Genomic DNA, 14160 nt, shown 5'->3' with positions numbered 1-14160 from the left:
GTCTACCAGAGTCGATGGGACGGCACAGCTCGGCGCGTGGCGCTTTTGCTGCGCAAATCCTTCAAAACTAACGAGCGCTAGAGTTCTGCAGGTATCGTCGAGATCTTGCCATTACTGTGAGCGCCGTGACATTCGTGATCACCCAAGGTTGCTGCAACGATGCCGTATGCGTCGCGGTGTGTCCGGTGCAGTGCATCCGGCCCCGTCCGGGCGATCCGGACCTCACGACCACCGAGCAGCTCTACATCGATCCGGCGACGTGCGTCGACTGCGGGGCGTGCGCCGACGTGTGCCCGGTCGAGGCGATCCATGTCGATTACGAACTGCCGGCCCACCTCGACGGATACCTACAGATCAACGCAGCAAGTCGTAGGACTTGCGGTCTTTCACGGGCCAGTGCTACCCCAACCCGTCATATTGAGAACAATTTTGCCCGGACCCTTCGCATGCAGGTCTGCTGCCGACAGGCCGAGTCGCGCGGCTGCACCCGGCCCCAAATTCCGTACGACGACATCCGCGGTATCGACCAGGTCGCCTAGAATCGCCTTGCCCTCATAGGATTTGGCGTCGACGGCTACTGATTCTTTGGATCGATCGAGCCACACGAAGTAGCTCGAGAGACCGTTCACTGACTCGTCATACTGGCGCGCGAAGTCACCGCCGGACGCGGTCGCTCGATCTTAATGACCCGCGCACCGAGATCAGCGAGTTGTCGGGTGGCAAAGGGCGCGGCGACGGCATGCTCGAGTGACAGCGTTCAGAAACTTCGATCGTGCATGGCAGCGGCGTGTTCGTGTATCTAGCGCACGCTCAGACTCTTGGATACGATGCAGAATATGGAACTATCTGATGCAGAGCTGGCCGAGGTTCGTGAGCTCCTCGAGCTGCGCGCAATTCAAGAAGTCATGCTGAGATACGGACGCGCCGTTGACCGTGCGGACGCGGACTTGATGGCTACGATCTTCTGGCCCGAGGGGGTCGACAACCACGGCATGTACGACGGGGACGCCGCCGGTTTCTTTGAGCGCGCGCTCAACGCACGGGACGATGCAGGTCGTGCACGACACCACCTCATCGGAGCGCCGCGAATCCTGTCCCGCGAGGGTGATCAGGCAAAAGTGGAGACGTACTTCATCTTCGTCGGCGTCTACGGAGCCGGTCCCAACGACAACCTCGGGACGGTCGAGCACGACACGATCGGGTTCAACTCAGGTCGCTACCGCGACCTGTTCGAGAAGCGCGACGGCAGCTGGCGGGTGTTAAAGCGCCTCACGGTCTACGACTACGCCCTGGCCAGCGCTTACGAGCCGGCGTGGGACTTCTTCAAGATCCCGCCCGGCATCAACCGAGGCGCGATCGAGCCGCGCGACGCCACTTACGACACCGACTGGTAGGGCCTGTTGTGGCTGAGGCGAACAGCGACGGCAACGCCGTCGCTGTTCGGGTATCCGCTCTGATGCAGCGCATGCGAAATGGTGAGCCTCCGACATGCAAAACCGAGCTGTCGATCTCTTTGTCCAACCAACTTCACGGCGGTATGCCGGAAGGCGCGGTCAAGGTGCGAAACGTCAATATACATCGATCGGATGATCGAGATCTCCTACGTCCCAACTTGATTTGGCTACGGAGAACTGCTGGCCGATGCCCGAGCACTGTTTCGATTCAACCGATTCCGGCCATCTGACCGCGAGGACCGTAACCGGCAAAGGGTTGGTGACACCATGCAACTGGGTTTGGTGGGATTGGGAAAGATGGGCGGTTCATGCGGACCCGGGTCAAGGACGCCGGAATCGAGGTCATCGGATATGCCCCTCGTCCTGAAGTCACCGATGTCGGATCGTTTGCCGAACTCGCCTCCGCGCTCGACGCCTGAGGATCGTCTGGGTGATGGTGCCCTCGGGTGAACCGACTCGGTCCACCGTCCAGACGTTCTCGGATATCCTGTCACCCGGCGATCTTGTGATCTATGGCGGCAACTCCAAGTACACCGACGGCGCGATCAACGCAGATCTGCTGAGCACCAGAGAAATCCGCTATGTCGATTGCGGAGTGTCCGGCGGTATCTGAGGATTGGAAAACGGATACGGCCTGATACACGCCTACGGCGAGGGGTACGAGATCCTCGACGCCGAACCACTCATCGAAGACGTCACCGGCACCCTGCGGGCCCAGACCAACGCAAAGCGGTGTCACCCCTCCGCAACCAATTTGGCGGACACTCGGTGGTTCCCAAGTAGCAATCTTGATGTTGCTCAGTGCGAACCACTTTCAGCGCTAGTGCCTCCGCGGAGACAAACCACGCAACCCTATGCCGGAACAACCGAGAGACTTCTGACTACCGCCCGCCACCGCTTGCTCTCGCGGCAAGACCGCGCCAGATCGGCATGTGACGCTTAGCGTTCGAGCTCCCTATGCTTGACCAGCATGCTCAGGTCGTTGACGAGCTCAGCGGGAACCCGCACGTCCTTCAATTCGACACGACCCCACGGCGAACCCAGACCCAACCTCGGCATGTCCGAGACGGAAATGCCAGCCTGATCGGCATCTAACCAGAACAGGCGCATGTCGCCCTCGAACAGACCGCCGACCCCGATAATGTCGGCAAAGGGGCCATTCCCACGTAGTACCGGACGCCGCTAACGATGTAGTCGTCCCCGTCACGCTTCGCGATGTCTGGATGCTCGGTGTAGTTGGCGATAACGACCGGATCGGTGAAACCGACCGACACAAAGGTCTGTCCGGCCGGCGCGCGGGCGAACTAGTGCTCGGTCGCCTGCGTGTTCATCAGCATGTTCAGGGGAAACAGCATCGTCCCCATGCCTGCGCCACCGGCCTCCTCGGGCGCGACAGTCCGCAGCAAACCCTCCTCGCCCATCAGCCGAGCCATCTCTTTGTGGAACTCCGGATCCTCGGCCTCGAGCCGGCGAGGCCCGACAACGTCGCGCGCGAAGGCACGGGTCTCCTCCCGAAGTTCGTTTTGCTCTGGCGTCAAGATTCTGGAGATGGCGGAGTCTCCTTGTAACGAGTTGGCAGGGGTGGTGGTTGTCGATATTCGTTGGCTTGAATGCGAGGGAGATCTTTGTGGCTCAACGGGGCTGGTCTGGAAGTGATGGGGCGGCTAAGGCGTGAGCTTCCAGTCGGGCCGGCGTAGGACTTGTTCAAGATCCCGCCCGGCATCAACAGAGGCGCGATCAAGCCGCTCGACGCCACCTACAACGCCGACTGTGAGCCCCGGCATGGCTTTGATGAGCAGCTCCGACGATCCCGACGCTGTCGCCTTCCCGCTCTCTAGCACCATACCTACCGCCGACGCTCTATAAACGACTCGCGCGATTCCCGCCAGTTGCTATCGGATGATCGGCGTGAACATCATTTCGGTGTTCTTGCAACGAAGTCGGCCTACGCGACAATCGACTCCGGCGACGGAAGCTCCGTGGTAATGACCGGTTGTGTTGCGGCCGGTGCGCAGTCGCTCCCGTATGGGCGTTCCGAACACACCCGACCTCTGAGGCCCAGACGGGCCCCAGAGGTCGGCGGATAGACAGCGACGAGGCTCGGACCTACAGGCCCCAGGCAGCTCGGTAGACCTGCTGGTAGTTAGCAGGATTGAGCCCCGCCACGTCGACGTTGTCAGCCGTTAAGAGGCGGAAATCGTTCACGGGCGTTTTGGTGGCCAGCTCTTCACCGACCGCCAGTCGCGCCATGGCGTCAGCCATCCGCCACTGGTAGTTGCTCTCGGCCCCGACCACGGCGATGAACTCCCCGTCCTTGATGGCCTGGACGTCCGACTCGTACGGGAACGTCAGGACCAACTTGACCTTGTCTGACAGACCAGCGCCCTTGAGTGCCTGGTTGAGCCCCGAGTAAAAGCCTGTCCCCGGGAATAGCAGGTATTCGGTGTCGGGGTGGCTCTTCAGGTAGTTGACGATGCCCGACACATTGGTCGCTTGCGGCTGAGAAAAGCTCAGCTCGATCAAATCAGCCTTCGCACCTGGGACCTCGGCAATGCGCTGCTGGACACCGTTGGTCATGGACTCCAGAGACGGCAGAGATATATCGGTTGGCACGGCGACGTTCACCGGGCCCTTCTTGTCGTCGAGTGCGACGTCGGCCATGTATTTGCCCGCGGTCTCCAGCGCTGCCGGGTTCTGCGCCATCATCGTGACATTGGTCGCATCGGTCCCGCCGGCACCGATGACCGGAATGTTGTCGGCCTTGGCCTGCTTGAGCTGCTTATCGATCACCTCGGTACCAAAGTTGATGTTGATCGCCAGGTAGTCCGGCTTCGATTTGACCGCTGCGTCAACTGCACGGACGTAATCCTGAGCACCCTTGGTGATATCAAAAACGAAAGGCTTGTCTGTCCACCCCAACTCCTCGATTGCCTCGACCAGAACGCCGGGATTACACACGGGAGCAGTGCAGTTGACATCTGCCACGACTTTGCCCGCAGGGACCTTTCCCGACAACGGCTCCACCACGAACGGAGCCGGGTTTCGCAACTTCTCAACTTCCGCGCTGGCCTCACTGATGGTCGATGAGCTGCCACCTGTCGACTCTTGAGAGGACGACGTGTCGTCCGACGAGCTGCAGGCACTGAGCACCACCAGCGCAGTGGCACAGGCACTGGCCGCCAGAATCCGGGGATAGGTCTTCATCATAATTTTGCTCCGTGTCGTAAGTGAGTTGGGTCACATCGGGACTTACACTAGCGCTCGCTAAATTGCTTGGCAAGACTTGAATTACGCAGTTTGTAGCTATTTTTTGATCGCCGGTTTGGCACGCTGCAGGTCTGCTCGGCACCTTTTTCGGGCGTCGTTCGACGGGCCGGTCTTCGCTGAAGCCCGGTCGTTCGTCAGGTCACTCGCGTCGACACTCCGCGCGTGTGCAGCCCGGTCGGCGACGGACTGCAGTTACCCGTCGGCCTCGTAGGCTGCCGCTGATCCGCCTACGTGGTGGCTACGTCGCCGGATCGGCGGGCCGTCTGAGCGGCTCTGCGGACCGCGCGGCGCGCCTGGGCCCGCTGCACGGTCAGCCCCGCGCCGACCGACGCGATGAGAGCCAGGCCGTTGAACAACGCGATGACCCACACGGGGCCGCCGAGCAGCTGCAGGCCTTGCACACCTGTCCCCAGAAGCAGGATCGCGAGCAAGGTGCCGCCGACGTTGAACCGGCCCCGCTTGAGCAATGTCGTGCCCAAGAAAACCGCCGCGAAGGCCGGCAGCAGGTACTCCGGTCCCATCGTCTCGCTGACCGCGCCGAGGGTCGACGCCAGCAAGATCCCCGCCGCCGACGCGAAAACGCCCGACACCACAAACGTCCCAAACACGATGCGTGACGTGGCAACTCCGGACAACGATGCAGCATCGCGGTTGGCACCGGTCGCATAGATTCGGCGACCCAGCGGCGAATGCTCCAGCACATACCACGCCACCACTGCCAGCACGATGACGTACAGGACCGTGATGGGTACTCCCAGAATCGTCCCGGAGCTCAGCTTGGTGAACGAATCGCCAATCGGTCCGATGTACGCACCGTTCGCGACCACCTGTGAGCCCGCAAGAAGCAGGGACGTGGTGCCAAGAGTCGCGATGAAGCTATCGATCCCGATCACGGCGACCAAGGTGCCGTTGACGGCGCCGACGATCGCACCCACCGCCAGTGTGACAACAATCGCCAACGGGACCGGGAGTCCCGCTTCGACGATCAGGTATCCGACCACAACTGCGCTGAACCCCAGGTTCTGAGCTGCCGACAGGTCAAAGGCACCCGCCGCCAGCGGGAAGAGCAATCCGAGCGCCACGATTCCGACGACCGCCTGCGAGGTCAGGATCGACCGCGCATTCGCCAAGGTCAGGAATGTGTCAGGAGTCAGGACGCCGAAGACCGCAATCAAAAGGAGCAGTAAGAGTGGTCCGCTGAGCTTGCTCAGCTGCGACGTCAACGCCACCTTCTTTTTCGGTGGCTTAAGGCGCTGGGGCGTATCGCCCCCGCTCGCCGGGTGGCTGCCAGTCCGGGCAGCATCCGTCGTGATTTCAGACATTGATCGATTCCTTCGTTCGGGGCCTGGCAATGGATTCTCCGAGGAGGCGGTCGGACGACGCCTCAGCCCGTGGGACGACTGCGCCGAGTTCCCCGTCTCGCAGGACGAGCACTCGATCACACATGGAGGCCGCTTCGTCGAAATCCGACGTCACGAGCAACACTGCCGAACCGTCGGCCGCGGCCTTGATGACGGCGTCGTAGATCGCTCGTCGCGCCCCGACATCCACTCCGGCCGTTGGCTCTTCCAGCAGAAATACACGGGCTCCACTGCGCATCCAGCGCGCGATGACCACCTTCTGCTGGTTGCCTCCACTGAGCGAGGCCAACCGGAGCTCGCAATCAGGCGGCTGCACACCGTATTCCGTGACGAAGGGCATGACGTCGCGCGCCTCCGCACGACGGGACAACCACTTGAGTGGTCCACGCCCCGCGAGCCGCGGCAACGTCATGTTCTCGCGGGTCGACCAGTCCCCGACGATTGCCAGACGCTTGCGCTCACCCGGGCTGAACGCCATGCCCCCCTTGATCGCCCGCGCCGGTGAGTTCGCTGGGATCTCGATGCCGTCCACCTTGACGGTGCCGGTGTCGCGCGGACGCGACCCGAAGAGCACATGGGCGACGTCCTCCGCTCCACTTCCCATCAGTCCGACGACACCGACTATCTCGCCGGCACGCACGGACAGCGATAGGTTTCGGATGCCTCCCCCGCTCAGGTCCTCGACTTCGAGCACAGGTGAACCGTGCGACTCCTCGTGTTCGGGGTATAAGGCTTCGAGCTTCCGACCCAAGATCAGCTCGATGAGCGACTCGTGATCCAGGCCGGCAACGGGCCGCGTCGCCACCATGGCGCCGTTTCGCAGGATCGTCACCCGGTCCCCCAGCTCGAAGACCTCCTGAAGCAGGTGGGTGACGTACAAGACGCTCTGCCCGCGAGCTCGCACGGCGCGCAGCAGGTCGAACAGATGACGCTTGTCGGCCTCGGCCAGCGCGGCCGTCGGCTCGTCCAGGACGAGAATCGAATCCTGTGACGGACCGAAATGCAAAGCGCGGACGATCGCGACCAGCGTCCGAGCAGCAACGCCGAGTGACCCGACCATGGCGGAAGCATCAACGTCAACGTCGTACGAATCGAGGATTTGCTGTGAACTACGGACGTGTGCGCGGTCCGAAAGCCAGAACCGGCCCGGGTAGGTGCCAACCAACGACATGTTGTCGGCCACCGAGAGACTGTCGATCAAACCGAGGTCCTGATGGATGAACCTGAGTCCGGCCTCGGCGGGCGAATGGCTCCCCAGCTGGACGTCCGAGCCGAAAACTATTGCGTGCGAACCCGGATCAGGTGCGTGATACCCCGCCAGGATCTTGATGAGCGTCGACTTGCCCGAGCCGTTTTGCCCCAGGAGACAGTGGATTTCACCGGGTTGAAGTTCCAGGGAGACCTGTCTCAGGGCCTGCTGGCCCTGGAAAGTCTTGGACAGCCCGCTCACACACAAGACCGGCTGGGGCATGTCTGTCCCGACGGGCGACATCGACATAGTTCTCCAAAGGGGAATCGAGGGTGAAGTGTGTCACATGACAGAGGTCACTCTAACGCTCGCTAGTGATGCGCGCAACGCCTCGGCTTAAAATCGTGCAGAGGCTCCTCGCACGCAGCCCTGAAAATGCCGTATCCAGGAATGATGGCCGTCCGGCGACGACCACTGTTCGAGTTGATCGATCTTCGCGCCAGCGGTGCTCGCACGCGTTCAAACACATTCTTGGCAATACGTATCAATCGATCGCTAGAATGACTGATCGACGACAACCCCGCTTCTGAAACCCCTTGAACGTGGTGTCACGATCAAGGCGCCCAGGCCGTGTGACGGTCCAGAACACACCCGGAGGACCCGATGAATCAATGTCTCGACCGTTTCCGTGCCGATGGCAAAGTGGCCATCGTGACTGGTGCCAGTTCGGGTCTCGGCCTGGGTTTCGCTCGCGCAATCGGGTCGGTGGGCGCGTCGGTGGTCGTGGCTGCACGACGTGGGCCACGCCTTGACGAGTTATGCGATTCGCTTGCGTCCGAGGGGATCACTGCTCATCCCTTCGTCATGGACGTCACGAATCCCGATCAATGTAAAGAGGTCGTGGGCGCTGCCATCGACCGATTCGGGCGCCTCGACATCTTGATCAACAATGCGGGTCTGGGGGGCTCCGTTCCCAGCCACAAGGAATCGCCGGAGCATTTTCGAACTGTCGTCGACGTCAACCTCATGGGAACCTATTGGATGGCCCAGGCAGCGGTGTCGGTGATGGAGCCAGGATCGACCATCGTCAACATCGCGAGCTTGCACAGCCTGACGGCTTCCCAGTTCCCACAAGCTGCGTACTCCGCGAGCAAGGCCGGCGTGCTCGGTCTGACACGCGACCTGGCCAGTCAGTGGTCCAAGCGGCGCGGAATCCGTGTCAACGCATTGTGCCCAGGTTACGTCGAGACCGAGATGACCGGCGCTGCAATCGCTCCCCTATCGCAGATGGTCGAGCAGCACAGCATTCTCGGCCGTTTGGGCCACCAGGAAGAGATGGACTCCGGCCTGATCTTCCTGGCCACAGACGCCTCTTCCTACATGACAGGCGGCTCCCTGGTCATCGATGGCGGATACTCCGTCGTGTGAGCAGCTGCCTGCCGTCGATGCACGTGTGAGGGCTGTGGCGGTTGAAGTCATCGACCCGGGTAAGGACACTGCCCAAGTCGAACACCGGCAAACAGCACAACCGCGCCAGGTGCTCACCGCTCCACGGCGACGACCTCACCGGGTTCGGATGCGCTGCTCTGCAACCGCTTTCGGACCTCGGGGATCACGTAGTCCATCAAATACTGCGTCCTGGGATAGGTGCTGCCAACGGGCTCGCCCGGACCCGCGCTCACCAGAAAAGAGACCTCTTCGACGATTGGACTGACGTTGACTGCGTCGACAATCTGCGCTATCGCCATGCCGTCGCGGCCTGTCTCGGCGAGCGCGTCGATGTACATACTCAGGTGTGCGTTGTCGCTCGAGAGAAAGCCGTCGCCGATCTGCGCAGCCCGCTTGATGGCGGGCTCGCCGGTACCGGCGTCACCGCGATTTCAGGCAGACTGAAGCGCTTGCCCTCGAACGTGAAGGGCTCACCGGTCCACGAACGACGACAGATCTCGATCATCTCGTCCATCAGGCTGGGTCGATGGCCGAAGTTCACGCCGAAAGCGTCGTACTCGAGCTTGTTGTACCCCGAGCCGACGCCGAAGTCGTAGCGCCCGCTCGACAGGACCGAGGCCATCGCGGCCTCTTCCGCCAAGAGGAGGGGGTGATACAGGGGCCCAGGGCCACAAGGCTGCTGATACGTACGCGGTTGGTGCGCATTGCTGCCGCTGCCGCCATGAGCGGCGGCAGCGGCAGGCGACGTCGAAGTGGTGCTCGGAGAACCACACTCTGTCGAAGCCGATGGAGTCAGCCCAGGCCACGTGGTCGAGAATATCCGCCCAATGCGGTTCGTACCCGCGACGGGCAGGGTTGGTCGTCGTCGTCCGATCACTATCGAGGTAGGCGTACGCCAAGCCGAACCTCAGTTCGCGGCCGTTGGCGCGACTGGACGAAGGCATGCTCCCTTCTTCTAGAGCGGAACCTTTGGCGGGCCGAAGTTCCCTCAGCCCAGCGGACTCGTCGGAAACCGGCTCGTCGGTCACCCGCAGACCCATCAGCGGCTTGAGTCCACTTCATCAATACCCTTGATGTAACGAGATATCAGAACTTGAGACTTCTTGCGATATTCGATCGAATCGGACTGCGCAAGCCGGTCGAATCATACTGCTCCGGAAGCGATTTCGGTCACCTCCAGGCGAAGTCCGTCCGCCGGTCGATCGGGTACCAGTCAGAGTCCTGATCGACTTGTCCAGCAATCCGAACACACGCTTCGAGATCCGCCAGCTTTCCTGATAGAGCTGAAACTCATCGTGGTACTGACCCATGACGATTGAGTCTGGCTTGGATTCGACCCAACGATGCCATGCGTAGACATAGCTGACAGATTTGGCCGTTCCGTCGTTGCCGACCGCGAAGCACGCATTGGAAAGGTGATGGCTCGATGCACGAAGAGTGCCCAGCCCGGCTGTGATCGTCTCTTTGAGAGCCCTGCGCCCCACCACTGCGCCTCCCATCGGGGGGCCGTAGTCGACGACGCAATCGGGTGTGAACAACTCGACGAGGCGTCACCGGCACCGGCACCGGCACCGGCACCGGCACCGGCACCGGCACCGGCACCGAGAGTAGCGTCACATTGGATCGGATGCCCGAGGTATGTGAATCATGTTCAGCGGGCTGGCATTTCGGCAAGCATTGGCAGAAGCCCGTTAGCGTTTTGTTGGACGGTCGCCGCCAACGGCGAACGGTGATCGGCGAAGGGCGCTCGCCAAAAACACCAGCAGTGTTGCACGGCTGCGCCGTGCGATGTGTGTGGCGATAGCCGACCTGCCCACACCGATGATCAGGCCGACTCGTAGCTGCTACGCACGGACGCATCGCCGGTGGTCACCGATCGATGCCGTCCGAGTCCGTGGGTCGGGGAAAGTCTTCCGGCAGCGTTCCCCCGAGGAGGGCTGTGCACCGACGTGCCGCCTGGAGGAGGCGCTGTGCGCAGAATCGTACGGCCTCGCCAGACATATCGGCTTGCAGTCCGTACAAACCCATCTGTACGACACGACCGTCCGCAAGGAAAATCGGGACGCTCAGCGAACGGATATCGTAGGTCTCCTCCGCGCTGTCGAGAGATGGCTGATCCAGCATCGTTTTACGAACTTCGCTGAGCGCACCGAGCAACGTGGGATCCGCGAGCTCATCTCGCCGTTTGTCGATTGCCTCTTCCATTGCGGCATAGGGTGTCTCGCCACGGCCGATCACGTACCCGCGGCGGCGCACCAGGCTCAGCACGTCGAGCCACTGTGTCAGCCCATCTCCGGCCTCGCGATCGATTGACGCTGCCCACCGCTTGATGTCGCTCTCGTCACCCCAGGCCGCCAGTGTCGTGCCGATGGGCGCCAGGTAAGGCAGACGTCGACCTACGCGCGTCGGGGCGCTCGATTGTGGTGACGCCTGGGATCCCGCCCCGGCCAGCACAATGAACTCGTCGCGCGTGTGCGCCGCCAAATTGCACTCGGTTCCACAGTCATCGGCAACACTCTCGAGCTCAGACCTCACCGCCTCCACGACCGGGAGGTATCCGGCGAGCGCCGACTCAGACGCGGCCAACGACGAGTGAAGGAAACGACCGTAACCGCCACGGAAGAACAGCAGCGGCAAGTCCCTGGAGGCCGTTTCCAAAGCATTCACGCGTCCGACGACAAGAAAGTGATCACCCAGCGTCTGCACATCGTCCAGATCGCAGTCGATCCATGCCACTGCTCCCTCGATGATAGGAGAGCCGCCCGGCGACGGGCGCCAGGTGACTCCGTCGAATTTGTCCGAGGCTTTGGATGCGAAAGCGCGGCAGAGTGCCTCCTGGCCGGCACCGAGCACGTTGATGCAAAAGCGCCCGTGCGCCTGGATCTTGGGCCATGTGCTGGACCCGATGCTCGGATAGAACGCTACGAGTGGCGGTTCCAGCGACACGGACGAGAACGATCCGATGGTCAGCGCAATCGGCTGCCCGTCGGGGATGACTGCCGTGACGACGACAACGCCCGTGGGATACTGCCCGAGCACTTGCCGGAATTGCTCCGACGTAAACGAACGCGTCATGAGTGCACCGACCCCGTCAGACGCTGCGAGCGTCTGAGTACACGGGTCCGACCGCCGAGCGTAACGCCCGGCACGCTTCGCCAGTCCTTCTTTTCACTGCTCATCGATCAGCCTCCAAACCTTCGAGCGCGGCCGAGCCGGCCGCCTGTACGGGCATTCCGCATTCCAGAGATAGATAGTCAAGGGAACCTTGATCAGGCCGCCCGCCTCCCGATACAGCAGTTCGGCGAGGGGAGCCAAGCAGGCTGCCCTCGCCGAACAACTACTGATTCAGGTAGCTCATGACGCGCGGAATGACCCGGTCTGCGCCTCCGCGAGCAGCGCCGGAGCCAGGCTCGCGGTCTGATGAGGGCTGAGCATGAGGTGGTTCAACGCGACCGCTGTGTCCCTGGTAAGCCGGGCGAAAACGTTGTCCCGCGGGATTGCATCCGAACCCGCCCAAACCGAAGCGGTCGACACGATGTCCCGGAGCACGCGATGAGCGTAGTGATCAGCCTGCACCACTCGCGCCGTGTCCAGTTCGGTCACCCGCCCGTTACGGGCAGCCTCCCAGATCTGCTGGTATGCACTCATCAAGAACGCGCGAGCACTTTGATACAACGAGTCGATCCGTACGAAATCGCTTTGGAACACCCCGTTCTCGTCCAAGGCTGCGACGTCGCCGCGCCGACGACCTTTCGCCGATTTGGCCACTTCTTCGATGGCCCGCTTGGCAACGCCGAGAACGACGGATGAGTGGTGCAGATGTACCAGCGGCAGGAAGCCCTGGCCGAACACCGGGTCGGAGATCCGGTCACCTTTTGCCAACGACAGCCACTTCTCTTCCAGCACGTGCTCTTTCACACGGTAGTGACCCGATCCGGTTCCCTGCAGGCCCGCCGGGTCCCAGTTGTGAAGCCACTCGATGTTGCTGGGGTCGATGTAAGAGTTGATCACGACCGGGTTGCCATCTTCCCCGATGACCTTTTCTCCATCGCTGTCGAGGAGATGCAGCATGCTGGCGACGCGATCGACGTGCTGGGTGCCGGATCCGAAAGGCATTGGTTCGGATTCGACGAGGTAGCCGCCATCTACTGGTCGCGCAGTCCCGGGAACCTTGCCGAACGCGAAGCCGCACGCAATCCGATCGGCATTCTCACCGACGATCATGCGGTACGAACTTTCGGGAAGCAGGAGGCCTGGGAACATCGTTCCCACCGTGTGGATGGCGAAGGTCCAGCCGGCCGAAGCGTCTTGCCGCGAGATCTCCTCGGCAACTCTGAGATACGACGCACTGTCGAGCCCCTCACCACCGAGCTGTGTGGGGACGAGCAGCCTGTACAGGCCAGCGTCCTTCCAAGCTTGTACGACCTTGCGCGTGACGAGCTTGTCTTCGCTGCCCTGAGCGACTTCGGACTCGACAAGCGGGGCGAGGGATCGGGCGACCGATACCCATTTGTCAACGATCTCAGGATCGGTGAGTCCTCGTTCGACCGCAACCGGTGCGTCAATTTGAATCGTCATGCTTGCGACCTCCATGGTCTGTGGGGAGTATTGAAGTTGCGGGAACGGTGGACTTCAGGTGCCTGTGTAAACGCCGGGGCGCTTCTCGATGAAGGCCGTTGTGGCCTCGACGGCGTCGCGTGACGCCATCGTCATGCCCTCGAGCTGCAGGCTCAGCTCGAGGACCTCTCCGGCGCGCTGGCCGAGAAGTCTGTTCAGCGCCGCTTTAGTGCCCTGGACGGCCAGGGGCGGAAGGGAAGCGATCTTCGCTGCGAGCTCTTGGGCTCGCGGAAGGACGTCCTCAGGGCTGTCGACCAGATCGGTCACCAGGCCGAATGCATACCCGTCTTCCGCGGTGATCGGGTCACCCGTCAGCAAGTGCCTCTTCGCACGCAGAATGCCCGCGGAGATCGGCCAGACGACGGCACCGCCATCACCGGCAACGAGGCCGATCTTGACGTGCGGATCAGCCAGCTTCGCCTGGCGCCAGGCGACCACGATGTCGGTCGCGAAAGCGACGTTCGCGCCGAGCCCCATGGCAGCACCCTGGATAGCGGTGACGATGGGAAGAGGAAAGGACAGCAGCTCGTTCATCAGCTCGAGGCCTTTGGACACTGCATTGGCCCGGGCACCGAAATCGTCGGCGAACTTGCGCACCGTATTGACGTCACCGCCGGCGGAGAATGCCTTGCCCTCTGCGGCCAAAATCACGACGCGGACGCCTTCTTCAGCCCGACGCAAGTACTTGAGCACCTCGATGAACTCCGCTTCTTGCGGGACGTCGAAGCGATTCATCTCATTCGGCCGCGTGAGGGTAACCGTTGCCACTGCGCCGTCTCGAGCGATGTGCATCGTCTCAAGCTGGTCTCCGTACTTCACTGAG

The 14160-nt window shown here is 62.0% G+C and carries 12 protein-coding genes and 3 pseudogenes; 4 read left to right on the top strand and 11 right to left on the bottom strand.

Annotation, left to right across the window (positions count from 1 at the left end):
- Window positions 1-125: 125 nt before the first annotated feature.
- A pseudogene (locus J3S28_RS15590) lies at window positions 126-359 on the top strand (4Fe-4S dicluster domain-containing protein); the annotation flags it as partial.
- 1 nt (window position 360) lies between these two features.
- Here J3S28_RS15590 and J3S28_RS15585 read toward each other — a convergent pair.
- Window positions 361-754 (bottom strand): annotated as a pseudogene (locus J3S28_RS15585) (CoA transferase); the annotation flags it as partial.
- Window positions 755-836: 82 nt separating this feature from the next.
- On the opposite strand from J3S28_RS15585, the gene J3S28_RS15580 reads away from it, so the two are divergent.
- Both J3S28_RS15580 and J3S28_RS15575 read left to right on the top strand, forming a co-directional pair.
- Window positions 837-1394: a nuclear transport factor 2 family protein gene (locus tag J3S28_RS15580; RefSeq protein ID WP_207841644.1), complete on the top strand. Its 558-nt coding sequence runs from the start codon at window positions 837-839 to the stop codon at window positions 1392-1394.
- Window positions 1395-1721: 327 nt separating this feature from the next.
- Window positions 1722-2178, top strand: a pseudogene (locus tag J3S28_RS15575) (NAD(P)-binding domain-containing protein); the annotation flags it as partial.
- Window positions 2179-2758: 580 nt separating this feature from the next.
- Here the strand turns inward: J3S28_RS15575 and J3S28_RS15570 are convergent.
- From J3S28_RS15570 to J3S28_RS15555, 4 genes are all read right to left on the bottom strand, one after another.
- Window positions 2759-2992 (bottom strand): acyl-CoA dehydrogenase family protein, encoded by a 234-nt coding sequence (locus tag J3S28_RS15570; RefSeq protein ID WP_207841643.1) that lies wholly within the window; start codon window positions 2990-2992, stop codon window positions 2759-2761.
- Window positions 2993-3560: 568 nt separating this feature from the next.
- The gene (locus tag J3S28_RS15565) at window positions 3561-4439 is read right to left on the bottom strand and encodes a sugar ABC transporter substrate-binding protein (protein WP_207841642.1); all 879 of its coding nucleotides are present in this window, start codon (window positions 4437-4439) and stop codon (window positions 3561-3563) included.
- Between the two features lie 509 nt (window positions 4440-4948).
- Window positions 4949-6043, bottom strand: a complete 1095-nt coding sequence (locus J3S28_RS15560) for an ABC transporter permease (RefSeq protein WP_207841641.1) — start codon at window positions 6041-6043, stop codon at window positions 4949-4951.
- Window positions 6036-7580, bottom strand: coding sequence for a sugar ABC transporter ATP-binding protein (locus tag J3S28_RS15555; protein WP_207841640.1), 1545 nt, complete (start codon window positions 7578-7580; stop codon window positions 6036-6038). The genes J3S28_RS15560 and J3S28_RS15555 overlap by 8 nt, the downstream gene beginning before the upstream one ends.
- Window positions 7581-7982: 402 nt before the next feature.
- Here J3S28_RS15555 and J3S28_RS15550 point away from each other — a divergent pair, with 402 nt between their 5' ends.
- Window positions 7983-8699, top strand: a complete 717-nt coding sequence (locus J3S28_RS15550) for an SDR family NAD(P)-dependent oxidoreductase (RefSeq protein WP_307797169.1) — start codon at window positions 7983-7985, stop codon at window positions 8697-8699.
- A gap of 113 nt (window positions 8700-8812) precedes the next feature.
- On the opposite strand, the gene J3S28_RS15545 is transcribed toward J3S28_RS15550, so the two are convergent.
- From J3S28_RS15545 to J3S28_RS15520, 6 genes are all read right to left on the bottom strand, one after another.
- A complete protein-coding gene (locus J3S28_RS15545; RefSeq protein WP_207841638.1) occupies window positions 8813-9058 on the bottom strand; it encodes a hypothetical protein in 246 nt (81 codons plus the stop codon).
- Between the two features lie 2 nt (window positions 9059-9060).
- Entirely contained in the window at window positions 9061-9597 is a 537-nt protein-coding gene (locus J3S28_RS28765) for an LLM class flavin-dependent oxidoreductase (RefSeq protein ID WP_307797168.1), read from the bottom strand.
- Window positions 9598-9781: 184 nt separating this feature from the next.
- Complete coding sequence (locus J3S28_RS28885) at window positions 9782-10258, bottom strand: nuclear transport factor 2 family protein (RefSeq protein ID WP_207841636.1); 477 nt, start codon at window positions 10256-10258, stop codon at window positions 9782-9784.
- A 331-nt stretch (window positions 10259-10589) separates the two neighbouring features.
- Window positions 10590-11795: a flavin reductase gene (locus tag J3S28_RS15530; protein ID WP_207841635.1), complete on the bottom strand. Its 1206-nt coding sequence runs from the start codon at window positions 11793-11795 to the stop codon at window positions 10590-10592.
- Window positions 11796-12074: 279 nt separating this feature from the next.
- On the bottom strand, window positions 12075-13298 hold the full coding sequence (locus J3S28_RS15525; RefSeq protein WP_207841634.1) for an acyl-CoA dehydrogenase family protein: 1224 nt from the start codon (window positions 13296-13298) through the stop codon (window positions 12075-12077).
- 54 nt (window positions 13299-13352) lie between these two features.
- Window positions 13353-14129: an enoyl-CoA hydratase/isomerase family protein gene (locus J3S28_RS15520; RefSeq protein WP_207841633.1), complete on the bottom strand. Its 777-nt coding sequence runs from the start codon at window positions 14127-14129 to the stop codon at window positions 13353-13355.
- Window positions 14130-14160 lie beyond the last annotated feature (31 nt).

It is taken from the genome of Williamsia soli (assembly GCF_017377795.1).
Taxonomy (GTDB): Bacteria; Actinomycetota; Actinomycetes; order Mycobacteriales; family Mycobacteriaceae; genus Williamsia; species Williamsia soli.
Note: the sequence above shows the minus strand (reverse complement) of the source record. Positions and strands in the feature narration are given on the sequence as shown.

Bases quoted from the DNA above. Each gene is read 5' to 3' on its own strand.
- J3S28_RS15580 (WP_207841644.1), top strand. From the start codon at position 837: ATGGAACTATCTGATGCAGAGCTGGCCGAGGTTCGTGAGCTCCTCGAG.
- J3S28_RS15560 (WP_207841641.1), bottom strand. From the start codon at position 6,043: ATGTCTGAAATCACGACGGATGCTGCCCGGACTGGCAGCCACCCGGCG.
- J3S28_RS15555 (WP_207841640.1), bottom strand. From the start codon at position 7,580: ATGTCGATGTCGCCCGTCGGGACAGACATGCCCCAGCCGGTCTTGTGT.
- J3S28_RS15545 (WP_207841638.1), bottom strand. From the start codon at position 9,058: ATGTACATCGACGCGCTCGCCGAGACAGGCCGCGACGGCATGGCGATA.
- J3S28_RS15530 (WP_207841635.1), bottom strand. From the start codon at position 11,795: ATGACGCGTTCGTTTACGTCGGAGCAATTCCGGCAAGTGCTCGGGCAG.
- J3S28_RS15525 (WP_207841634.1), bottom strand. From the start codon at position 13,298: ATGACGATTCAAATTGACGCACCGGTTGCGGTCGAACGAGGACTCACC.
- J3S28_RS15520 (WP_207841633.1), bottom strand. From the start codon at position 14,129: ATGCACATCGCTCGAGACGGCGCAGTGGCAACGGTTACCCTCACGCGG.